Here is a 22760-nt window from a genome sequence, read left to right as displayed (position 1 = left end):
CAATCCGGGTTACGGGCCTGATTGAACAGCGACCGCTTCGAAGATTGCGATCTGCCCGTCGTTTCGTTTGCCCTTTTTGTTCTCGCCCCCATTGGGCCACGAAAGGGCGACGCCGAACAGTTTCCCATCGCGGCGGACGGCGCAAAATCCGTGCATGTGATGCATGTATTGCAAACCGTCGTATTCGGCGGGAACCAAGCGCCCGACCGGTAGCCCGTCCGACACGATCAAGACAGGCGCAACGCCTTTGCTGTCCGCCAATGGATTCAGCAACGGCAAGTACATCTGGTCACCGAGAAGGGCAAGGTTGCACGGATTTGAACCAGGCGGCAACTGAATGAACTTCTCTTCGGAGGCACCCGGCACCTGGATCATCTCGCCATCGGCGCTGAATCCGTAAATCCGACCGTGAGCGCGTGATGCGACTTCGACAACTTCGTCACCATCGATCTGACTGACTTCGACACCGTGGGCCGTCGCAAAGGGGCCCCCTTTGTTTGTCTTGCCACCCCACGCCGCGCCGGTCCACTTCCATGTGCCGTCGACATGCTTGGCCGTCAACGCGTAATCCCCAGGGGCGTATCCTGTCACCACAATCAACGATTCTGCTTCGGGTGCGAAGACGACATCACACGGAGCGAATTTGCCACCGTTGGCGTAATACTGGTTGATACGTTCGTCATCAAATTCACCACCCTTTGGCGACGTCAAAACGGCAACCACTGCGCCGCGTTTTGAAATCACAACTTCGCCGGTGTTCGTGGAAGAGAACGCCCACAGTGATTCATCATTGAACAGGAAACAATCGGCCCCGTGCGCGTTCATCCCGGAAGCAAACTTGGGGTCTTGGTCTTCCACCAGCGTCCACTCTTTCATTTCGGCATCGAGTGCGACGAGTCCGAAATGACTGACAACCGTGACAATCTCGTTCGTCTTGAGGTCTTGATCGGCGTTGTTGTGCAACCCACCCTTTGCCGCGGCAATCATCTCGTCGGATTGCTTGCCGAGATCGTCGCGATGTTCCCAGCGGTAAGTCGTCTCACCGATTTGAAACGTGCTCGACATCGTGGCCTCGGACCGTTCCACTTTCGCGGTCAGTTGCGATGCCGAGTGATCATGCCCTTCGTGAGCGTGAACCGTCCCGGCAAAGCAACCTGCGAGGAGCCCGGTGAGCGCCGCGCGGGCGATCGGAGTGCATGGAACCGAAAAGGATGCGATAACGCGTTTAGAAAAACTCATGAATATTCTTGAGGGATGGAAAGGCAGGGTGTCGTGAGTTCAGCGTTTGCGACAGAAACGAACCGACGAGAAACAAACTCACTTGTCTCCGAACTGTAAATACAGTGGGCACGGATGACAAAGGCACTGCATGAAGCCGCGCAGCAAAGAAGACTGAACTGACATCAGGACGTCTGACGGGCGCCATAACGAACCTTGCCTTTCAGCCTTCGGTTCAACGTTCCCGGACGTGGCGGATCACGATGCACTCTGTTTGAATGGAGGCATCGCACGAGGGCGGCGAAAATTTCAATCGGGGCTTGACCGACTGCAGCGATCAGTTCTCGCTTGCGTGCCAAATGCTGTTCAGGACATGCAGCGTCATCGCGGTGATCTCGGCCGAATCGTCGCCGGCGAACACCTCGATCGTGGGTCGGCGTCCGGTCGGGAAAATGCGATCGCTGATCACCGCTTCACCGTCGTTGATGAACACTTCGATCGACGAGCGGTCGACCAACAGCCGCAGCGAGACTTCGCCGTCGAGGACGCGCGCCGGTGCCTCGTGACGTCCCGCGAACGCTTGGTGAAACGCGACGTTGCCGGATTTGCGACGATCCACGTAGACCGCACCGGGCTCGCGATCGTAGCCGATTTCGGTGAACTCGTCGTCGCCCGTGCGAATGCGAAGCCCGACCGATCGGGCGGTGCCGGGCTTGAGCGTCGTCTCGAGTTCAAACACCATGTCCATCAATTCCCCCGGCTTGGTCACGGCGATCGGCGGCCAGGTCGCCGCGTGCGTTTGGATCGATCGACTGTGGACGCGCAGCCGCTGCAGTTCTTTCACCGGCCGTTGCACCAGCACGTACTCACCCGAGTCATCGCGTCCCACGTCATCGCGACCGGACATCTTCCGCAAACTCAACGTGCGCGGCACCGACATGCAGCTGCGCCAGGGCGACGTCGGGACGAGGCAGGTTTCCCAATTGTTGAACCAACCGATCCAGATTCGACGTCCATCCGATGGCGGCAGGTCGGACCAACTCACCGGCGCGTAAAAGTCGCGCCCGAAATCGACCCACTTGGCTTCCTGCGTCGCCGTAAACCGGGTGCCGTCGAAATGGCCGACGAAGTACTCGCCGCCACTGCCGCCGGCCACGCTGCCGCTGCCCATGTCGACCTCCAGCACCCACAACGACTTTCCATCGCCGCCTTCAACCGGCAATTCGAACAGGTCCGGGCATTCCCAGTTCGACTTTTGTGTCACCCCGGCGGGGCCGAACCGACTCAGCTCCTTCCAGTGCTTCAAATCTTGCGACGCATAGAAGACCACGACTTTCTCTTTGGCGAGCGAAACGACCATGACCCAGCGATCGGTCGGCTGGTGCCAAAACACTTTGGGGTCACGAAAGTCAGGGTTATCGATGTCCAGCACAGGATTCCCCGCGTACCGCGTCCAGGTCCTGCCGTTGTCGTTGCTGTAGGCCAGATTTTGAACCTGTTTCCCGTGGCCATGACCGGTATAGATCGCCACCATCGCCGGCTGGTCCCCGCGGCCGAATCCCGAGCGGTTGTGATGATCGACGACACAACAACCGCTAAATGCCATGATGCCGTCCGCTTCGGGGATCGCCAGCGGCAGGTGTTCCCAGTGGGTCAGATCGCGACTGACGGCGTGGCCCCAACTCATGTGGCCCCACGCATTGCCCGCTGGGTTGTATTGGTAAAACAGGTGATACTCGCCATCATGAAACACCAGCCCGTTGGGATCGTTCATCCAATTGATTTCAGGACTGAAGTGGTATTGCGGCCGCAACGGTTCACGCAGGTAGTCGGCCGATCGCCGATACTTCGCGAGCTGGTATTCCAGATCAAATCGTTTCGGCGGGTCATCGGTCTGGACCAGATGATCGACCAGCAGATGGCCCCATCCGCCGGTCGCGTGGTCATAGATTCGCAGTCGAGCCTGGCGTCCTGCGAATTCGCCCACATCCCAAGACGACCACTCCAATTCTTCCGACTCGGCGCCGGTCGCAACACGAACCGATTTTCCGTCGACCAGCAATTCGATCCCGACGCCGTCTTGCTGTGCACCGCCACCAATCAAAAACGCCAGATGGCGGCGACCAATCGTGAATCGGGGACTGGTGGCGGTCCCGGTCGTCGCGTCTCCCCCCACAAAGGTGTTGATCAGACGCTGACCGCGGAATCCCGACACCGGCATTTGATTGGCAAGGGTGCCGCGTGCCGGCTGCGCACCGAACGCGTCCCCGGTGATCGACCATTCGCCGTAAGAATCGGATTCGAAATCATCGATCAACAGATCGTCACCGATCACCGCTTGCGCTGAACAGACGGACGCGACGATCACAATGGACAGGATTCTCAGAACGCTCATTGGAAAAATTTCCTGGCGCTGCGTTGCAACTTCTAGATTCACGGTTTCATCAAGTGGTCCGGAAACGTCATCGTCGCGCCCGGCTGTGAACACACGTAAGACGCCACGGCGATCGCATTTCGGTTGACGGTGTCGATGTCGTGCCCGGCGAGCAGCCCCAGGGTGATCGCGGCGGTGAACGCATCGCCCGCGCCGACGGTGTCCGCCACCTCGGTGGGAATCCCCGGAAGATCGCTGACCCGATCCTCGGAAACGATGGCGGCGCCACCCGCCCCGCGCGTCAATGCGACGTAACGAAGCTGATGCCGGGCCGCCAATTGCCGCATCACGTCCACGTCGTCGCCGGACAAACCGTTGATGCGGGCGAGTCGCGGCAGTTCATCGTCGTTGAGCTTCAGCACATTGGCCAGAGCGAGCGATTGTTGGATGACGGAATCGCCAAAGAAGGGCTCACGCAGATTCACATCCAGAATCCGCAGCGCCGATTCCGGTGTCGCCTGGACGAACTGATGAATGGTCCGGCGTGACGTTTCACTGCGTTGCCCGAGGGTGCCGAAGCAGACCGCGTCGCATCCCGCCGCGACCTTGGCCAACGCGTCATTCCAAACCAGGTGATCCCAGGCTGAATCGTCGGCGAAGTGATAGCTTGCCTTGCCGTCGTCATCGAGTTGGACGTCGACTTTTCCGGTCGCGTGTGGGTTGACCTGTACCGCGGAGGTGTCGACACCGCGCTGTTTCAGCGATTCGATCGCCTTGCGTCCCAGATCGTCCTCCCCGACGGCACTGACCATCGACACCCCAGCGGCGCCGCGTGACAGCTCCGACGTGCTGCACGAAAAATTGGCCGGGGCGCCTCCGAAACGCGGTCCATCAGGAAAAACGTCCCAAAGAATTTCACCAATCCCAACAACCTGATGCACAACCATCACTCCTCTGCGATTCCCGTTCGGGTCTGCCTGTCCTCCAGAGAAACGCCGTTCGTCTCCGGCACAAAGAACTTCACCCGATCCAGTGCAGCACCATCATACCGCAGAAGGAAGCCAGGTTTACCGCCCGCGGACCCCCTTGATCTGTGAAGCGGCAACCGGGCAACGCCCAATGCCGCCTACTTTGACGCCAAGCGGGGTGTTTTTGTTAGCGGTAGGGCGCGAGCGGGCTGTCGTTATTGTGAGCTGCGGGCGCGTAAGCGGCCGGGCGTTCCGGCGCCCGCCCGAGGCCTTACGGCCAGCGGCTCACCATTGACTCAGCAGATCCCGACCAAAATCGACAGCCCGCTCGCGCCGTTCCGCAAACACCTCTAGGCCAAAGGACGTGGCATTGGGGCAACGCCACCGGGCAACGCCACCGGGCAACGCCACCGGGCAACGCCACCGGGCAGCGAAAACGGCACGGGAATTGTGTTGCAGGGTGGACATGTACCACAACGAACCGATTCCACCGACCACCCCGCACGACGGCTTTGATTTGCCGGATGCCCCGGCCGAGCACCTTCCCCTCGAACGGGCCGCCTGGCAACAGGGGTTGCAGCAGGAGGTTCTCGCGCTGTTGACCCAAAAAGCCTCGTCAATTCGCGAAGAAATCTACGATCGGGTCGATGAAATCCTGTTGCGAACCACGCTGGAGGCGACCGGTGGGAACATCAGCCAGGCAAGTCATCGTCTGGGAATCAGCCGGCCGACCCTGAGAAGCCGGCTGCGCCAACTGAAGATCGAACTGCCGACATCGTGATCGCGTTGGAAAACTTCTTGCCAAGCCTTGCGAAAGACTTTGCCAGCGACACGCGTTCGGCATCAAAGGAATCAACCGTGCACCCGATTGGCAAAAAATTTTCCAGTTTGTACGGCTGTCAAACTGACCCCAAGCAGCGAGACTGAGAATGAATTGTCGTTCAACCGCTGCAGCGTCTGGACCATCATCACGCAAACGAAATCGAATGAATCAACCGACGACTCCTTTCAATCGCCACCCCGATCACGCCGTGCTGAGCGGCTCGCACGTGGGTGCGGAACCGGATTTTGATGTTTCAGAATTTGAACGCAAGCTGGCCGTGCGCCAACTGCGGATCGAAGACTACGAGGCGTTGGTGGCGATGCAATTGCGTTGTTTTCCGGGCATGGAACCGTGGGGACGCGACCAGATCGAAAGTCAACTCGAGTACTTTCCCGAGGGCCAATTGGTGGTCGAATGCGACGGCCGCGTGGTGGCCAGCAGCAGCAGTCTGATGCTGGATTACGACGACGACCTGGAATGGTGCGACTGGAAAAAAACGGCCGACGCCGGGTACATTCGCAACCATCGCCCCAAGGGTGACACGCTGTACGGGATCGAAATCATGGTCGACCCCGATTTTCGCGGGATGCGACTGTCCAAGCGGCTCTACGACGCCCGCAAGGAGCTTTGCCGGGGCCGAAATGTCGAACAAATGATTGTCGGCGGACGGATCCCGGGGTATCACAAGTATGCCGACCAGATGAAGGCGTCCGAGTATGTCGATCGCGTCATCAACAAGTCGATTTTTGACCCGGTCTTATCGGCCCAGGTGGCCAACGGGTTCGCGCTGGAAGGCTTGTTGAAGGACTATCTGCCGTCGGACACCGAGAGTTGTGGTTACGCGACGTTCTTGATTTGGCGCAACCTGGAGTATTCACCGGTCAGCAAACGGCGGCACCGACGCACCGTCCGCCCGGTTCGTATCGGTGCGGTTCAATACCAGATGCGATCGGTGGCTGATTTTGACGAATTCGCCCGTCAGATCACGTACTTCGTCGACGTCGCCGGCGACTACCGTTGCGACTTCCTGCTGTTCCCCGAGCTGATCACCACTCAATTGCTCTCGATCATCCCTTCGCTGCGTCCCGGCGAGGCGGCCCGAAAGCTGGCCGAATACACGCCGAGATTGCTGGAGGTGTTCGCAGACCTGGCGATGAAATTCGACACGAACATCATCGCCGGATCGCATTTCATCGTCGAAGACGACCGGCTGTACAACGTGGCGTTTCTGTTCCACCGCGACGGTCGCATTGACAAGCAATACAAATTGCACATCACGCCCAGTGAGCGGAGTTGGTGGGGCGTGGAAGGCGGGCCGTCGATCGAAGTGTTTGACACCGATTGCGGCAAGGTCTCGATCCAGGTCTGCTACGATTGCGAATTCCCGGAACTCGGCCGCATCGCAGCGGGCTTAGGGGCGGACATCATCTTTGTTCCCTACAACACCGAAAGCCGACACGGCTATCTGCGCGTCCGGGCCTGCGCCCAAGCCCGCTGCATCGAAAACGACGTTTATGTCGCGATCGCCGGATGCACCGGGAACTTGCCCTTCGTCGAAAACGCCGATGTGCACTACGCCCAAACCGCGATCTTGACGCCTTGCGACGTCACCTTTGCCCGCGACGGGATCGGGGCCGAAGCGAGCCCGAACATCGAAACCGTCATCATCCACGACGTGGACTTGGAACTGCTCCGACGCCACCGCGAACGCGGCAGTGTCACCAACTGGAAAGACCGCCGCACCGATCTGTACGACGTCCGGTACAAGTGAATCGCCGGCCGCAGCGGCGACGCGGTCAAGCATGGGTTAGCGGCAGGGCGCGAGCCCTCCGGTCCTTGACGGTGGTTTTGAAGCGCAACCGGACGGCTCGCGGGCTGTCGTTTTAGTCGGGTTCTGCGGAGTTAATGGTGAGCCGCTGGCCGTAAGGCCTCGGGCTTTCGTCGCAGTGCCCGGCCGCTTACGCGTCGCGGCTCACTAAATCGACGGCCCGCTCGCGCCGTTCCGCTAACACTTTCAGTGCCAAAGAGGACAGCGTCTGCTCTCGGTGGCGTCAGTTCCCGTTTCGATCCGCGGCGGCGGTCGCATCCACGCCGTCGCCAGAGACGCGTGCGAATTCGGTTTCGTACGCCGCGAAGTCGCGCTCGATGCCCTCCAGGTCCTCCAGAATCGATCGTCGTACGGCGCCGCTGGAATCGGTGTCGGCAGCCAAATCGATCGCGTCGTCCACCCTACCGATCAGCCGGCGCCGGCGTTTCGCCAGCGGATCCATGTTTGTCGCGTGCGTCCGGTCGGGTGATCGGTCCTGCTGGCGAAACAGGGCCAACAATTGCTGGTGCAGTCGACCGAGTCGGTCTTCCAGCAGCATCGACAGGTAGTGGCTGTTTCCCTCTTGATTATGGACGCCGACCGTCGCTTGTTCGGCAACCGCGATGGCGTTGGAAAGGGTGTCGTGAATGGATTTGGCTAGCTGGACGGATGGTGGAACCATGGCTGAGAAATGCCTTTCCGTGTGGAAATGATTTTGCCAGGATTTCGTTCACGCGGTCGCGGGATCACCGCAGGACAGCTCTTCACAAAGTGAACGGCAGGCAACGTAACCGACTGATACAGGATACTTTGCCGCGAGCGCACTCGCTTGATCGAGCAACCGGATCGCGACGGCAGGTTCCCCCGATTCGAAGGACAGCAAGGCCGAACCGGCGTACTCGGCCGCCGTCTTGGCATCGTTTTCGACCAGGGCCAGCCACTCAGCGGCCTGCCGCCAACACTGCGATTCCTCGCCCCGCGTCGCCCTGGCCGCCACCAACGCCTGCCGCGACTGCAACCCGCGCAAATTCAATCCACGCGAACCGAAATCGGTGTCCCAGCAACACCCCACCCAGCTTTGTTGAGCAAGTCGTACCAATGCACCGAGTCGAGTTGACATCATGGTTGTTCGCGAAAAAGGGAAGGAGCGGATGATGGGAGATGTCCTGTTCGGCTAAGTTAGACCGTCGCACGTCCCGTCGTTTGCGGCTCGCGGCGTGCAACCCCTGTCGCAAATGATGTTCCCTTGGGATGCCAAATCTTTTGCCACAGCGCTGCCCGACGGGGCGTCCACTCTCCTTGTTTTCAATGCCGATTCGTGAAAGCCCTGATCCGCCGAAACGCTTTCCCGATGGTCTGCAGCGCCGCGGTCGTCTTGACCGTCGGCTCGTTCGTGATCGCCTACCGGGCGCTGAGTGATCTTCCGCCGGCCAACCAACAGATCTCGATCGCTCAAGTCCGGCTGCAACAACTCGGTTCGCTCCGCGCCAACCTGGCCGCGGCCACCTCGCGTGTTCGCGTTCTCAAAATGGGTGGTGACGATCAAGACCGGATGGAACTGGCCGAAGCGATCGCACGGTGCGACCAGTTGCTCGGTGAATTGCAGACCGCCGACCAGCCCGATGCCCCGTCTGTACTGGGGCGGATTCACGACGGTGTCGGCGACTTCCTGGAACTGCTGCGATCGGCGAACGTCGCCCAAGGGGCCGTCGGTGACGAGCAACTGATGCAACTGCGCCAGGAATCGAAATCGCTGCGGTCGCGGGTGGAGTCGCTCGAAGAACTGCTCCGCGGCCAGTTGCAGGAACTCCGAAACTCGCTGGAATCGAAACGCAGGGGCGCCCTTTCCAGCTTGGTCGCCGGTCATGGGATCATGCTGGCCGCGCTGGCTTTGTTGTACACCGCGCGTCGCTCGGAACACCGTCGTCGCTTGGTCGCCGACAGCAAGACCGTCCAAGCCGATCAACGATTCGAATTGTTGTTCCAGAGCAGCGGGGACGGAATCATCGTGACCGACGAATTGGGGCGGATCGAAGTGGCCAACGTCGCGATGGCGGAAATGCTGGGCGTTTCCGCCGACGACTTGCCGGGACAAATCGTGACGCGTTTTTTCGAAACGACCGTGATCGATGAATGGCTCGCCAACCAACTCGATCACGAAGGCCAACGCCGCCAATCGCTGCGACGGGTCAACGTCAAACGGGCCGATGGTGAAACACGGTTGGCGGAGATCTCGGTCAAACCCCGCACCGATTTCGGAATCGAGCGTCTGGCGATTTCCGTCCGCGACGTCTCCGATCAACAGGCCTCGCGTCTGCGTCTCAAGCAACAGGAAGCCCTGTTGGCCGAAATCCCCGATCCGATCCATGTCCTCGACACCGCCGGACGGATCATTTACTGGAACCGAGGCGCCCAACAACTCTTTGGCTACGAGGCGGCCGAATCGATCGGGCACTCGGCGACCGATCTGTTGCAAATCGTTCCGCCCAACGACCACTTCGAAAATGTTCACGGCAGCGACTACGAAAACGCTTCCCGCTGGTCGGGTGAACTGCGCGCGACCGCCAAAGATGGAACACGGCTGCGGATCGAGCGCCGTCGCACCCGATTGTATGACGAAGGCGAATCGATCGGGGATGTCATCTTCGACCTCGATCTGGTCGCCCGTACCAAGCTGCAACAGGTCGAACGGCGTCGCCAGCGACTCGAATCGCTCGGCGCCTTGGCCGGGGGAATCGCGCACGATCTGAACAACCTGCTGACGCCGATTCTGATGAGCGGGAAAATGCTGCAGCGGGACAATCCCAACGTCGATCGCAGCGGGTTGGTGGAGACCATCGTGATCGGAGCCTCGCGCGGTGCGGACCTGATTTCGCAACTGCTGACCTTCGCCCGCGGCGGTGACGGCGTCCACCAGCCGATCCGCTTGCAGGCGTTTTTGCCCGAGATCGTGGCGATCATCGAACGCACCCTGCCCAGCGGCATTCGTTTGCAATTGACGATCGAACCCGCCTTGCCCGACATCAGCGGTGACGAAACCGAAATCAGTCAGGTCGTCATGAACCTGGCCATCAACGCCCGCGACGCGATGTCCGAGACGGGCGTGTTGGGAATCGAAGCGTCGCTGATGACGCTGGTCACCGAACGCTCCTATTCCTACACGACGCTGCAGCCGGGGGACTATGTCGTCATCAGCGTCTCAGACACCGGCACCGGCATTCCCATCGGCATCCGAGATCGAATTTTCGACCCGTTTTTCTCCACCAAGCCGCGCGGCCAGGGCACCGGCCTGGGACTGAGCACGTCGATCGGGATCGTCAAAGGCCACAATGGCGCGATCGGACTGCAGTCGACCGTCGGCAAGGGGACAACGGTCTCGGTGATCCTGCCGGTCCAGCTTTCCCAAGCAACGACAGAAACCGCCCCCGCCGACGCTCCAGACGCTTGAGCGGAAAAGGGGTCAGGTACCAAAAACCAAATGGCCCGAAGGGTGCTTCGCATTTTTGGTACCTGACCCCTTTTCCGCGGCCTGCCGCCGTTCGCCTCGAGCCTGGGCGGCGCGTTTGCCGGGCAGCGGGCTTGCCGAACGGCGGGGCTTGGATCGCGCCAGACACCTGCCATACTGGATCCCACCCCATCCCCTCCGCAACGCCGACTCGGTCATGACGAATTCTCAAACCCTGCTGGTCATTGACGACGATCCGTTGATCCTTCAGTGCATGCGTTTGTGTCTGCCCGAACCGGATTATCACGTGGTGACGGCAGAATCGGCCGGGCAGGCGATCTCGGCGTTTCGCAGCGGACAGCCCGATGCGGTGCTGTTGGACATCCAGCTTCCCGACCAGTCCGGCTTGGCGCTGATTCACGAGATCCGCGAGCTCGATGGACGCGTTCCGGTGATCCTGATGACCGGCCACGGCACCTCGGAAACGGCGATCGCGGCGATGAGCGGCGGTGCGTTTGATTACGTGACCAAACCGTTCGAGCCCGATGAGATCCTGCCGGTCATCGATGCCGCGTTGGAAACCAGCCGCATGGCGCGCAAGCCCGCGATCCTGCCGTCGGAAAAAGAACGCTTGTCGCCGGAAAAACCCAGTGACCAAATGATGGGCGAGTGCCCCGCGATGGTCGAAGTGTTCCGCTCCATCGGCCGGGTCGCCTCGCGCGATACCGCCGTCTTGATCCTGGGCGAAACCGGCACCGGAAAAGAAGTGGTGGCCCGGGCGCTCTACCAACACAGCTCGCGGCACGACCATGTGTTCCACGCGATCAACTGTGCGGCGATCCCCGAGGCGTTGTTGGAGAGTGAATTGTTCGGTCACGAGAAGGGCTCGTTCACCGGAGCGGAGCAGCGGCGGATCGGAAAATTTGAAATCTGCAACGGCGGGACGTTGTTTCTGGACGAAATCGGGGACATGACTCCCGTGATGCAAACCAAGTTGCTGCGTGTCCTGCAGGAAAAGGAGTTTGAACGCGTCGGGGGCAGCAAAACCATCAAAACGGACGTGCGAATCATCGCGGCGACCAACCGCGACCTGGACGCCGCGATGGCCGATGGATCGTTCCGCAGCGACCTGTTTTATCGCTTGAACGAATTCACGATCTCGTTGCCCCCGCTTCGCGAGCGCGGCCAAGACCTTCGCAAGATGACGGAACATTTTTTCCAGCTGTTCGCCCGCCAGCTCAAAAAAGACTTCGTTTCGATCGCGCCAGAAACGATGCAACGGCTATTGGGCCACGATTGGCCCGGAAACGTCCGTGAGCTGCAAGGCATCATCAAGCAGACCCTGCTCAAGGCCAGCGGCCCGGTGATCCTGCCCTCGTTCTTGCCGAGCGGATTCGGCGCCGCGTCGCCCGGCTCGACTGCTGGCGAGACATCTTCCCAAGAATGGCAAGGCGGGCTCGTCAAAGAGATTCACAGACGACTTGCCGAGGGATCGTTCACCATCGGCAGTGACATTCACGACGACGTCGATCGCATTCTGATCGCCGAAGTCATGAAGTCGAGCGGCAACAACATCAGCGAAGCCAGCAATCGTCTGGGCATCAGCCGTCCGACGCTGCGGAGCCGAATCAATCATCTGCGGATCGACGTCCGCTGATCGGGTCGCACCGCTGAAATCGTAGCGGAACGGCGCGAGCGGGCTGTCGATTGAGTCGGGATCTGCTGAGTCAATGGTGAGCCGCTGGCCGTAAGGCCTCGGGCAGCGTCGCGGCTCACAATATCGACAGCCCGCTTGGCGTCAAAGTAGATGGCATTGGGCACCCACGTGCGTCGGCAACAGAAGAGTAGGCGTGCCAAGACAAGCTTGGCACGCCCCTGGGATGGGGACCTACCTGTGACCATCAAGGCCGAACCTCCTGGTCATCCAGTAGCTCCATACCAGTTTGCGGTGTTCCGGTAGCGGATCTTGTTAAAGATCCAAGTGCTGCACAATTTCGCGTTTGGCGATCAAGCGCGTGCCCCGTTTGCGTTCGACGCCACAGACGTCCAACCAACGATCGCGCAGCAGGTTGGAGACCTTGTCGATCGCGGCGGCGCTGTCGCCGACGTTGGGGATTTTCCCGCCGGCCCGATGCGCGTGTCCCCCCGAACCTCCCAGACCTTTCATGGTTTCTCGAATCATCTCCGCCGCGTTGTCTTCAACATATTGTGTCCGCGCCGAGACCAGCAGGTCCCCCGCGATCACGGCGCCGCACATCACCCGGCTGACCGAATCCCCCCGGATCAGCAGATCGGCGATCTCGCCCACAATCTCGACGCCATCGGCGCGGGGCAAGAAGCACATCGCCACATCCTCATAGAGAAAGGTGTTTTGCAGTGCCAGAAGCAGATCTCCGTAATACGATCGCTGCAGCGGTGCGTTGTGGATTTCGGCCAACAACTCGGGTTCGCCGTATTCCATCAACCAGGGCAAGATCAATCGATCCAGCGACGAATAATGGGACTCGTAGGCGCAGGTCTCGGTGCTGATCGCATACAGCATAGCGGTCGCCAACTTCGCCCCCGGGCAGATCTTTTGCTCACGCAGGTAGCTGGCAATGATCGACGCCGACGCGGCGACCTCCACACGGATGTCGCTAAACGGCGTCTGGACCCTGCGTTGATCGGCGATGTGATGATCGATGATCGCGAAGGGCTTGACCCCCTGACGGGTCAAAACGTGGTTGGAAGCTTCGGCCCCACAATCGACCAGAATCGCCGCGGTGCGGTCATCGAATTCAAAGTCGTCCACCAATTCGATCGGCGGTTCCAACAAATCCACCATGTGTCGGTTTTCGGCCCGCACGATCGCGCCGCCGCCGATCACCCGTGTCGGCAGCCCGACCGTTTCATCGATCAGGACTTTCAGCCCCCAGCCCGACGCGATCGCATCCGGATCGGGATTATCGTGCATCACGACGACGACCTCGGCACAATCGTCGAGACGCTCCAACAGCCGGGTGGAGACGGATTTCGCATTCAATTGCGTTGCCTTCATAACGCCGTCGCTTTCATCACACGCCTACCCTTGATTCAAACCGGGGAAACACCGCCCCTGTTTGCTATCGTATCCGCGGCCAACACCGCTATAAAGGTTGGGAATCCTGATTCGGCGAAGTTCGCGCTCCAGATCCGCCCAACGGGGCCGGTTAGGCAACGCGGCCCCCCCGGAAACGGGCGACAATGGATGACAGCCCCTCTGGTTGACCATGATTGAATCGATTTTCTTGATCTCTGACGAGTTGCGGCAGACATTCCGCCTTGTCGACGCGATCGACATTCTGCTGGTTTCGGCGTTCCTGTACGCTTCGCTACTCTGGTTCCAGCAGACGGCATCACGGGGCGTCCTGGTCGGCGTGGCGGCGCTCGCCTGGGTGTATTTTTTGGCCCGCAGCCTGGACATGTACCTGACGTCGCTGGCCTTTCACACCACCTTTGCCGTTCTGTTGTTCATCTTGGTCGTGGTTTTCCAGGAAGACCTGCGTCGGCTGCTGGAACGGGTGGCTTCGTTCCGGTCCGTTCATTTCGAGCACGGCGGCCAGAGCCTGGTGGAGATCGACGCGCTGGTGGACGTGGTGTTTCGCATGGCGTCCTCGAAAACGGGCGCCCTGATCGTGCTGAAGCGAAAGGAGTCGCTCGAACGTCTTCTCAATGGCGGCTTCCCGCTGGACGGCAGGTTCAGCGTGCCACTGGTCTACAGCATCTTTGATTCCAGTTCGCCGGGACACGACGGTGCGATCGTGATCGACCGTGACCACATCGAACAGTACGCCGCCCAACTGCCGATCTCCCCGAACACCAACAAGATCGAAGGCCGCGGCACCCGCCACAGCGCCGCACTGGGGCTTTCCGAACGCTCCGATGCGGTGACCATCGTGGTGTCCGAGGAACGGGGCAGCGTCAGTGTCGCCCAGGCGGGGACGCTGACCGAAATGGCCACCCCCGCCGACCTGCAACACTGCCTGGAACAAAGTTTCGCATCCGTTCTCGGCGATTCCCGGCCACCGATCTGGAAACAAATCCTGGTCGACCACGCGGGTTTGAAAATCCTGTCGCTGATCGTGGCCGTCGCAGCCTGGTTCGTGCTCGCCTACGACCCGCACACCGTCCAACGCACCTTCATCGTGCCGATGGAGTACCGGAACGTGGCCAAGCAACTGGAGATTGACACCTCGGCGCCGATGGAATGCCGCGTGACGCTGTCGGGTTCCGAACGCGATTTTCGATTCCTCGACCCGGCCAGCCTCAAAGTCTCGTTGGACCTCGGCGACTCAGCGGCCGGGTACCACGAAATCCTGCTCAGCGAGCAAAACATCCGCTTGCCCGCCAACCTGTTTCCCTATCGCATCGACCCCCGCGTCGTGCTGTTGAAGATGAATCTGAAACGGCCGGATCCGCCGACGACCGATCCGAGCACCGCTCCCAACTAAAGTCCGGCTGACAGGTGACATCGCGGTTGGAAAACATTTTTCCATCACGATGCAGCTTCTTTTCCAGACCCTCGCCGGCGCCCGACGCTCCCACTGCGTCTTGTTGCCGACAAACCGCACCCCGGCTCCCTGTCGGTGACATTGGCACGAGAAATGCATTTAACCGCTGCGATCGACCCGGCGTGGGTCGCCCACCGAATCGTTTGCTCCTGCGAGGAAACTGCAATGGCCAACCGTGGCAAGAACCAAAAGAAACCCAAGGGCTTCAACAAAAAAGTAGCGCCCGTCGTCACCCCCGTCACGAACCACAAGGGAAAGTCGGCGGCTTCACCACGCGGTAAAAAACGATAAGTCGATCGCCCCAATTCTGACGCGTGCCAAGGCAAGTTTGATCATCGCCCTACCACGCTTTTTCATAGCGACCCGCAAAGTATTATTTTGGCTTTGCGGGTCGCGTCGTTTTTGGATGTCGTCTAATCTTCGATCGGTCCGCTAAAAAAACACCCTGCTTGACGTTCATGTCGATGGCATTGGATCACCCGGAGATTGCTTGTGGTCGGTGTAATTTCACTATTGGTGACACTCACGCTGTCGATGATCGTCACGCGGGTGGCCGCGATGGCGCTGATGTTCACGGGACTGTCACGCGAAGCCGCGAAATTTCAGGCCCGATCGGCTTTCACCGGATCCGGTTTCACCACCCAAGAATCGGAAATGGTGGTCTCCCATCCCGTGCGGCGGCAGATCGTCATGCTGTTGATGCTGTTGGGAAACGTGGGGATTGCCACCGTCGCTGCGACCGTGATGGTGTCGGTGATGAGCACGTCGAACTCCACCTGGCAAACCCAGGTCCTGCTGTTCACGATCCTGATCGGCGGCATCACTTTTCTGTGGGTCTTCTTTTCCAGTCGTTGGGTCGAACGACACATGAACCGCGTCATCGCCTGGCTGCTCAAAACGTTTACGGATCTGGACGTTCGTGATTACGTCAGCCTGCTGGAACTCTCACGCGGCTACGCCGTGACCGAAATGCTGGTCGAGCCACGTGATTGGATGGCCGGTAAATCACTCGCCTCGCTGCGGCTGAGCGACGAAGGGATTTTGGTGCTGAGCATCCGGCGTGAAGGCGGCATTTTTCAAGGCACGCCGCGGGGCGACGACGTGGTCCATCCCGGTGACGTGCTGATCCTGTACGGTGATCTGGACGACGTCGAACGACTGGATAAACGCCGGGCCGGATTCAGGGGTGACCAGGAACACGCCATGTCGGTCGAACAGCAAGAAGAATTCGAAGCCGAACAGCGGGAATTGCTACACGCGCTGGAAGCCAAACAGGCGCTCGAGTCGGAGATTTCGGAAAAGGCCGAGAAGCTCGATGCGTAAGCGTCGGTGTGCAGGCTTTAGCCGCCTAGGACGACCGGTTTTTCCAGTACGATGGCCCTTCCGGGCCGTCGTCCGCAGGGCTCGCCCCGACGACCTAGAAAGGACGTCGTACAACGCCATACCATTGCGTCACGCCATGATCTCTTCCACGACCCGCGAAGGCTGCGTGACGTTGGACAATCGTTGCGGCAGCCCTTGATGCATGTAGGTCAATCGCTTGTGGTCGATCCCCAGCAAGTGCTGCAGGGTCGCATGCAGGTCATGTGGTGAGACCTTATTTTCGATCGCTTCATAACCGATCTCGTCCGTTTCGCCGTAGGAGATCCCGGGTTTGATTCCGCCGCCGGCCATCCACATCGTGAACGCACCGGGGTTGTGGTCGCGACCGACGAATCGCATCTCGCGTCCGCCACGATTTTCCCGCATCGGTGTGCGACCGAACTCGCCGCCCCAAACCACCAGCGTGTCTTCGAGCAACCCTCGCCGAGCGAGATCATTCAACAGAGCCGCGATCGGGCGATCGACTTCTTCGCAGCGGGTTTTGAAACCGCCGTTGAGGGCTTCGCTTTCGGCCGCGCCGTGTGAATCCCACCCCCAGTGAAACAGCTGGATGAACCGCACACCACGCTCGGCCAAACGCCGGGCGAGCAAACAATTGTTGGCAAACGATTCTTTGCCCGGCTCGGTGCCGTACAGGGCGTGCGTCGCCTTGTCTTCCTGCCGCAGATCGAACGCTTCGGTCGCATGGGTTTGCATTCGAAACGCCATCTCGTATTGAGAGATTCGCGTCAGCACTTCCGGATCACCGGTCTCATTGAACGTTTGCTGATTGATCCGTCCAATCGCGTCCAAGGCCCGGCGTCGCTGTTGCAGCGAAACGCCGTCCGGGTTGGACAGATACAGCACCGGATCGCCCTTGGATCGGCACTGCACTCCCTGGTAGACCGAGGGCAAAAAACCGGATCCCCAAACGCTTTTCCCGGCCGACGGCGTTTTGCCGCCAGAGACCAATACGATGAAGCCTGGCAGGTTTTCGCTTTCGCTGCCCAGTCCATACATGGTCCAGGCACCGAACGACGCACTGCCCAGATTCTGGTTTCCCGTGTGCAGCAGCAATTGGGCCGGCCCGTGGTTGAACTGGGTGGTGTGCATCGACTTGACGAAACAAACCCGGTCGACGACCGATTGGAATTCGGGCATCCGATCGGAAACCCAGGCGCCGCTTTGGCCACATTGTTGAAAGGGATACTGCGGCCCCAACATTTTCGGAACGCCTTGAATGAAGGCGAAACGTTTGCCTGCTAAGAAACTGGCGGGACAATCCTGGCCGTCAAGCTTCTGCAGCGCCGGCTTGTAATCGAACAGTTCCAGTTGGCTGGGTGAACCGGCCATGTGCAGAAAAATGACGCGTTTGGCCCGCGGCGGAAAGTGCGGAATCGATTGCCCGGCGTCGGAGGCGTCCGGTTGCGTGCCAACGCGGTCGGCGGCCATCGACTGTCCGCCCAACCAGACCCCGGCGAGTCCCATCGAGCAGTTTCGCAAGAAATGTTTCCGCGTCTGCAGCCTTGCAAATTCTTCTTGAACCTGGTCGTGAAGAGTTTTCATTTCGTTACCGCTCGATCCAAATTCAAAATGGTGTTGGCGACGATCGCCAGGGCGTCTGGGGCGATCCCATCACGGGCGGCATCACCCGATCGGTCATCCCGCAAATCGTGATACAGTTGTATTAATTCATCGATCTCGAGTTGACCGGGCGTCCGCTGTGTCACCGCTCGGTACATCCACTCGATCGCTTGCCCGATGTCCGCGGTGTCACTGGCCGCGGTGTCACTGGCCGCGGACGCAGCGGTCGCGCGACTTGCCAGTGCCCGTCCACATTCGACATAGACGGGGTCGTTCAACGTGACCAGCGCCTGCAGCGGTGTGTTGGTCGCGATCCGCCGAGCCGAGCAAAGATCTCGGGTCGGCGAATCGAACATTAAAAAACTGGGGTAGGGACTGGTGCGTCGCCAATAGGTGTAAAGCGCCCGTCGGTACTTGCCGGCCCCTTCAGGTGTCTTCCACTGCGCGCCGCTGTAAACGGTTTGCCAAACACCGTCGGGTTGCGGCGGCATGACCGACGGTCCGCCGAGCCGATTTTCCAGTAGCCCCGCCACCGCCAACGCCTGGTCGCGAATCATCTCCGCCGTCAACCGTGTTCGCGGGCCGCGCGCCAACAGTCGATTGCGAGGATCTTGCTGGCGTAACGACTCCGGCGCCGTGCTGGTCTGGCGATACACCGACGACAGCACGAGTTCTCGCAACAACGGCTTCAACTGCCACCGATGCTCGTCGCGTAACCGCAACGCCAAATGGTCCAACAGTTCGCGATCAAAGGGCTGTGTTCCGCTCGATCCGAAATCTTCCAAGGTCTCGACCAATCCGATTCCAAACAGCTGCGCCCAAATGCGATTGGCCCAAACGCGGGCCGCCAACGGGTTGTCGTCCGAAACGATCCAGCGGGCGAAATCCAAGCGGTTGCGAACCGTATGTTCGGTGTCGAAGACGGCGGGGATTCCCGGCGGGATTTCTTCACCACGATCGAGCCAATTGCCGCGAATGAACTGACGTGTCGCGCGGCCGACCGCGGCTTGGCGTTGCTGCATCACGGGCAGGGCCGCGCCACGCACTTTGGCGGCCGCTTGCTTCGCTTGCGCCAAAGCTTGATTCGCGTCGGCAAGTGCCTGCGATGCGATCAATTCGATCCAAGCCGGTTCGTCGCAAACGTCCCAGCGAAAATGACGAATCGGCGTCGCCAGATTACCGGTAACGCTGTTGGATTGCAGCATCTCCAACTGCAGCACGGCACCGGGGCCAACCTCATCCAGCAGCAGACGATCACGCAGCACAAAGACGGCCCAACGGGGACGATGCAGTTTCGGATAACCACCGACACCGGCCGCGTCCTTGTCCAGACTCGACCGCGGATCATCCGGACCGGTCAGTGCGTCGGCGAACACATCGGCGATCGGCACCGGCATCACGGCACCGTCCGCTTTCACCACGGACAATTTCAATTGACTCAACACGGATCCTTGTTCAGGCCACTCGGAGGGGTTGTCCGAGGCGGGCAGAATCTCAATCCGCAAGGCAGTCAGCGGCGACGCGTTTGCTTGGACCGTGTACCGCACCCCCGGAGGGAACGTGCCGCCGGCGGTGCGGACCTGATCGCCATCGATCCGCAGTTTGCCTTCGGTACTCGAAACGCTCGACGGCACCAGTGGGCTCCAGGAAACATTCCCGGCGAGCGCGCTGCCGAGTTGATTGCGCTCGGCACGCCGCTTTTGGTAGGTCCGTTGGACTTCCACCGCCGCCGAGATGCGTGCCGGATCGTCGGGAATTTTCAGAGTCGGGTAATCCGACGCCAAATCGGCATCCAACGTGTCGTTCATGATCGCCATGCAGGCGTAATACTCGTCGTGCTTGAACGCGTCGTAGGGGTGTGAATGGCATTGCACGCATCCGAACGTCGTCGCCTGCCAGACGGTCCACGTCGTGTTGATCCGATCGATCAATGCCGCCACGCGAAACTCTTCGTCGTCGGTCCCGCCTTCGGTATTGGTTTGCGTGTTGCGGTGAAACGCGGTCGCAATCAAGTCATCCGACGTGGGATTCTCCAACAGGTCACCGGCCAACTGGCGGATCGTGAATTGGTCATAGGGCAGGTCGTCGTTGAACGCCCGAATCAGCCAATCGCGATACGGCCACATGTCGCGATGCGGGTCTTTTTCAAAACCTTTCGAGTCGGCGTAGCGGGCCAGGTCCATCCAGACCGATGCCCATCGTTCTCCGAACCGTTCGCTACCGAGCAGCCGATCGACCTCGCGCAAATAAACACGCTCTCGCGACGCAGCGTCGACGGCTCGGCCGAGCGCGGTCGTGAACGTTCGGATGCGTTCCATCGACGGCGGCAAACCGATCAGGTCAAACGACACACGTCGCAGCCATTCCTCCGGAGCGGCTTCGGGTGATGGAGAAAGCCCTCGGCTCGTCAGTCGCTCGAGCACCCGTCCATCCAGCGGTTGCCGGGGCCAGTTCGAGTGATTTTCTCCGGCCGAGAACGTGGCCGGCTGGAGCGGCTCCAACGACCACAGCCCACCCCATTTGGCGCCTTCGCCGATCCAACGTTCCAGCAACTCGATTTCATCCGGTGACAACGGATCGGGATGCTCATGCGGGGGCGGCATCCGATCATCGGGATCGTCGGATTTGACCCGCTCGATCAGGATCGACGCGTCGGGATCACCGGGCTCGATCACCCATCCGTCGGGCGGCAAGACTTTGTCGGCGTACACAAACGACAGATCGCCGGCTTGCTTGACCCCGCCGTGACAGGAGGTGCAATGCTGCGTCAGGATCGGGCGAATTTGCTTGTTGAAATCGATCGGCTCCTCGGCCCGAGCCACGTCGCCAACGCAACTGGCGATGATCAGCAACAGGATTCCGAACCGCCAACGGGACCGACCGGCTTTCCCAAGCGGCTTTGCAACTCGATCCGACATCTGCGGCTTTGCAGTGGGCCGCATCCCACCTGGCAAGTCACCCTCCCTGGCAGGGAGGGTCGAGCGCAGCGAGGGGAGGGTCGAGCGATCGTCACTAAGCGATTCCCAGCCACATCGACCCTCCCCGCGTCGTCGTAAACTCCTCCGCGACCCTCCCAGAGGGAGGGTGACTACGACTCTTGCAACTTGTGCAGATACCAATGCCTGGCAAGAAGGTCGAGCGAAGCGAGGGAGGGTCGAATCGCAAATCGCCGATGCAAGTTCAACTTGAAACACGCGTTTCGCCGTTTGGTGTGAAAGGGGCAAAAGCATCACTCAGCTTTTCAAAATCGTGTCGATGACGCGTCCGTGCACGTCCGTTAAACGGAAATCGCGTCCCGAGTAGCGGTAGGTCAAACGTTTGTGATCGAATCCCAACTGGTGCAACAACGTGGCATGGAAATCCGGCATCGTGACTTTGTTTTCCGTCACCGCCATCGCCAGTTCGTCGGTCGCTCCGTAGGTCATTCCCCCACGCACACCACCACCGGCCATCCACACGGTGTAACCATCGATGTGATGGTCGCGGCCGACTTTGGTCGGATCCTTGACCTGCTGCACCGTCGGCGTGCGGCCCATTTCGCCACCCCAGATGACCAGCGTTTCGTCCAGCATTCCACGTTGTTTTAAATCGGTCAACAACGCGGCAATCGGCCGATCGGATTCCTTGGCCAACCGTGTGATATTTCGAACGATCGAACCGTGGTTGTCCCACGGTTGACCGCCGCCATGGTAACACTGGATGTAACGTACACCGCGTTCGGCCAAGCGTCGAGCGTAAAGCATGTTGCGGCCCTGAGTCGTCTCGCCGTAGAGCTCGCGGATGTGCGCCGGTTCTTGTGACAAATCAAAGGCATCGGTTCCGGCACGTTGCATCCGAAACGCTAACTCCATCGTGTGAATGCGACTTTCCAGCCGCTCGTCTCCCGAACGCTGTGCCGCGTGTCGTTGATTCAAAAATTGGGTCAGCGCCACCTGGGCCCGCTGCGAGCCCGGGCGAATGTCATCCCGCGTCAGGTTGGCGACGATCTGTTTGCCGGTCGTCTCGGTGTCGATGTGTGTACCCTGATAAACGCCCGGCATGAACGCACTGGTCCAATTGCGCGACTGTGCGGTCGGCAACCCGCGGGGACACAAAACCACAAACCCCGGCAATTCATCGCTTTCGTTGCCCAAACCGTACAGCAACCAGGACCCGAGACTGGGGCGGGGCAGCGTGGCGTGACCGCAATTGGTCAACAGCAACCCGGGCGTGTGGTTGGCGATTTCACCTTGCATGCTGCGAATCACACACAGATCATCGGCGTGCCGGGCGACGTTGGAAAACAGCTCGCTGACCTCCAATCCACACTCGCCGTAGCGTTTGAATTTAAAGGGCGATCCGAACAGATTGCCGGCGCGTTTGCGTTGAACCGGTTGAAGCTGTTTCTTGACCGAATCGGGAAGCGGCTTGCCGTCGAGTCGATTGAGTTCGGGTTTGCGGTCAAACGTGTCCATCTGGGACGGACCGCCGTTCATGAACAAGTGGATCACCCGTTTGACCCGCGGCGGAAAGTGCGGCGTTTGTTCGCTCAACGGCGACTCTTCGGGCGCCCTGCCGGCCGCGGCCGGTTCGTGCAACAGACTGGCCAGCGCGATCGACCCCAGACTGGTCGACTGCAACAACTGGCGACGCGAAACGAAAGGGCTCATG

The 22760-nt window shown here is 60.1% G+C and carries 16 protein-coding genes; 7 read left to right on the top strand and 9 right to left on the bottom strand.

All coding sequences use genetic code 11. The features are described 5' to 3' along the window. Window positions 1-9: 9 nt before the first annotated feature. The 3 genes from Enr13x_RS01665 to Enr13x_RS01655 form a co-directional block, all read right to left on the bottom strand. The gene (locus tag Enr13x_RS01665) at window positions 10-1065 is read right to left on the bottom strand and encodes an NHL repeat-containing protein (protein ID WP_231744043.1); all 1056 of its coding nucleotides are present in this window, start codon (window positions 1063-1065) and stop codon (window positions 10-12) included. A gap of 490 nt (window positions 1066-1555) precedes the next feature. Then, complete coding sequence (locus Enr13x_RS01660) at window positions 1556-3613, bottom strand: glycoside hydrolase family 32 protein (RefSeq protein ID WP_145384413.1); 2058 nt, start codon at window positions 3611-3613, stop codon at window positions 1556-1558. 38 nt (window positions 3614-3651) lie between these two features. Continuing rightward, window positions 3652-4539 (bottom strand): carbohydrate kinase family protein, encoded by an 888-nt coding sequence (locus Enr13x_RS01655; protein WP_145384412.1) that lies wholly within the window; start codon window positions 4537-4539, stop codon window positions 3652-3654. A 487-nt stretch (window positions 4540-5026) separates the two neighbouring features. Here Enr13x_RS01655 and Enr13x_RS01650 point away from each other — a divergent pair, with 487 nt between their 5' ends. Beyond that, entirely contained in the window at window positions 5027-5341 is a 315-nt protein-coding gene (locus tag Enr13x_RS01650) for a helix-turn-helix domain-containing protein (protein WP_145384411.1), read from the top strand. 205 nt (window positions 5342-5546) lie between these two features. Beyond that, window positions 5547-7154, top strand: coding sequence for a bifunctional GNAT family N-acetyltransferase/carbon-nitrogen hydrolase family protein (locus tag Enr13x_RS01645; RefSeq protein WP_145384410.1), 1608 nt, complete (start codon window positions 5547-5549; stop codon window positions 7152-7154). A 280-nt stretch (window positions 7155-7434) separates the two neighbouring features. On the opposite strand, the gene Enr13x_RS01640 is transcribed toward Enr13x_RS01645, so the two are convergent. Continuing rightward, window positions 7435-7872, bottom strand: a complete 438-nt coding sequence (locus Enr13x_RS01640) for a hypothetical protein (RefSeq protein WP_145384409.1) — start codon at window positions 7870-7872, stop codon at window positions 7435-7437. Window positions 7873-7920: 48 nt separating this feature from the next. After that, window positions 7921-8313 (bottom strand): hypothetical protein, encoded by a 393-nt coding sequence (locus Enr13x_RS01635; protein ID WP_145384408.1) that lies wholly within the window; start codon window positions 8311-8313, stop codon window positions 7921-7923. 195 nt (window positions 8314-8508) lie between these two features. Here Enr13x_RS01635 and Enr13x_RS01630 point away from each other — a divergent pair, with 195 nt between their 5' ends. Beyond that, window positions 8509-10638 carry a PAS domain-containing sensor histidine kinase gene (locus tag Enr13x_RS01630; protein WP_145384407.1) on the top strand — a complete coding sequence of 710 codons (2130 nt, stop codon included), beginning with the start codon at window positions 8509-8511 and terminating at the stop codon, window positions 10636-10638. Between the two features lie 214 nt (window positions 10639-10852). Then, window positions 10853-12292 carry a sigma-54-dependent transcriptional regulator gene (locus Enr13x_RS01625; protein WP_145384406.1) on the top strand — a complete coding sequence of 480 codons (1440 nt, stop codon included), beginning with the start codon at window positions 10853-10855 and terminating at the stop codon, window positions 12290-12292. Between the two features lie 312 nt (window positions 12293-12604). On the opposite strand, the gene Enr13x_RS01620 is transcribed toward Enr13x_RS01625, so the two are convergent. Continuing rightward, window positions 12605-13672 (bottom strand): DHH family phosphoesterase, encoded by a 1068-nt coding sequence (locus tag Enr13x_RS01620; protein ID WP_145384405.1) that lies wholly within the window; start codon window positions 13670-13672, stop codon window positions 12605-12607. A gap of 211 nt (window positions 13673-13883) precedes the next feature. Here Enr13x_RS01620 and Enr13x_RS01615 point away from each other — a divergent pair, with 211 nt between their 5' ends. From Enr13x_RS01615 to Enr13x_RS01610, 3 genes are all read left to right on the top strand, one after another. After that, window positions 13884-15104: a diadenylate cyclase gene (locus Enr13x_RS01615; RefSeq protein ID WP_145384404.1), complete on the top strand. Its 1221-nt coding sequence runs from the start codon at window positions 13884-13886 to the stop codon at window positions 15102-15104. 225 nt (window positions 15105-15329) lie between these two features. Next, the gene (locus Enr13x_RS39315) at window positions 15330-15455 is read left to right on the top strand and encodes a hypothetical protein (RefSeq protein ID WP_261344166.1); all 126 of its coding nucleotides are present in this window, start codon (window positions 15330-15332) and stop codon (window positions 15453-15455) included. 201 nt (window positions 15456-15656) lie between these two features. Beyond that, window positions 15657-16487: a TrkA C-terminal domain-containing protein gene (locus tag Enr13x_RS01610; protein WP_145384403.1), complete on the top strand. Its 831-nt coding sequence runs from the start codon at window positions 15657-15659 to the stop codon at window positions 16485-16487. Window positions 16488-16616: 129 nt separating this feature from the next. On the opposite strand, the gene Enr13x_RS01605 is transcribed toward Enr13x_RS01610, so the two are convergent. From Enr13x_RS01605 to Enr13x_RS01595, 3 genes are all read right to left on the bottom strand, one after another. Continuing rightward, window positions 16617-18092 carry a DUF1501 domain-containing protein gene (locus Enr13x_RS01605; RefSeq protein ID WP_145384402.1) on the bottom strand — a complete coding sequence of 492 codons (1476 nt, stop codon included), beginning with the start codon at window positions 18090-18092 and terminating at the stop codon, window positions 16617-16619. Then, complete coding sequence (locus Enr13x_RS01600) at window positions 18089-21028, bottom strand: PSD1 and planctomycete cytochrome C domain-containing protein (RefSeq protein ID WP_231744042.1); 2940 nt, start codon at window positions 21026-21028, stop codon at window positions 18089-18091. Before Enr13x_RS01600 ends, Enr13x_RS01605 begins: the two co-directional genes overlap by 4 nt. A gap of 315 nt (window positions 21029-21343) precedes the next feature. Then, window positions 21344-22759 (bottom strand): DUF1501 domain-containing protein, encoded by a 1416-nt coding sequence (locus Enr13x_RS01595; protein ID WP_197455702.1) that lies wholly within the window; start codon window positions 22757-22759, stop codon window positions 21344-21346. Window position 22760: the final 1 nt, after the last annotated feature.

Origin of the sequence: Stieleria neptunia (genome assembly GCF_007754155.1) — a bacterium.
Taxonomy (GTDB): domain Bacteria; phylum Planctomycetota; class Planctomycetia; order Pirellulales; family Pirellulaceae; genus Stieleria; species Stieleria neptunia.
The sequence above is the reverse complement of the archived record's forward strand: the minus strand, read 5'-3'. Positions and strand labels throughout refer to the sequence as shown.

Bases quoted from the DNA above. Each gene is read 5' to 3' on its own strand.
- Enr13x_RS01665 (WP_231744043.1), bottom strand. From the start codon at position 1,065: ATGTCGAGCACGTTTCAAATCGGTGAGACGACTTACCGCTGGGAACAT.
- Enr13x_RS01660 (WP_145384413.1), bottom strand. From the start codon at position 3,613: ATGAGCGTTCTGAGAATCCTGTCCATTGTGATCGTCGCGTCCGTCTGT.
- Enr13x_RS01655 (WP_145384412.1), bottom strand. From the start codon at position 4,539: ATGGTTGTGCATCAGGTTGTTGGGATTGGTGAAATTCTTTGGGACGTT.
- Enr13x_RS01650 (WP_145384411.1), top strand. From the start codon at position 5,027: ATGTACCACAACGAACCGATTCCACCGACCACCCCGCACGACGGCTTT.
- Enr13x_RS01645 (WP_145384410.1), top strand. From the start codon at position 5,547: ATGAATCAACCGACGACTCCTTTCAATCGCCACCCCGATCACGCCGTG.
- Enr13x_RS01640 (WP_145384409.1), bottom strand. From the start codon at position 7,872: ATGGTTCCACCATCCGTCCAGCTAGCCAAATCCATTCACGACACCCTT.
- Enr13x_RS01635 (WP_145384408.1), bottom strand. From the start codon at position 8,313: ATGATGTCAACTCGACTCGGTGCATTGGTACGACTTGCTCAACAAAGC.
- Enr13x_RS01625 (WP_145384406.1), top strand. From the start codon at position 10,853: ATGACGAATTCTCAAACCCTGCTGGTCATTGACGACGATCCGTTGATC.
- Enr13x_RS01620 (WP_145384405.1), bottom strand. From the start codon at position 13,672: ATGAAGGCAACGCAATTGAATGCGAAATCCGTCTCCACCCGGCTGTTG.
- Enr13x_RS01615 (WP_145384404.1), top strand. From the start codon at position 13,884: ATGATTGAATCGATTTTCTTGATCTCTGACGAGTTGCGGCAGACATTC.
- Enr13x_RS39315 (WP_261344166.1), top strand. From the start codon at position 15,330: ATGGCCAACCGTGGCAAGAACCAAAAGAAACCCAAGGGCTTCAACAAA.
- Enr13x_RS01605 (WP_145384402.1), bottom strand. From the start codon at position 18,092: ATGAAAACTCTTCACGACCAGGTTCAAGAAGAATTTGCAAGGCTGCAG.
- Enr13x_RS01600 (WP_231744042.1), bottom strand. From the start codon at position 21,028: ATGTCGGATCGAGTTGCAAAGCCGCTTGGGAAAGCCGGTCGGTCCCGT.
- Enr13x_RS01595 (WP_197455702.1), bottom strand. From the start codon at position 22,759: ATGAGCCCTTTCGTTTCGCGTCGCCAGTTGTTGCAGTCGACCAGTCTG.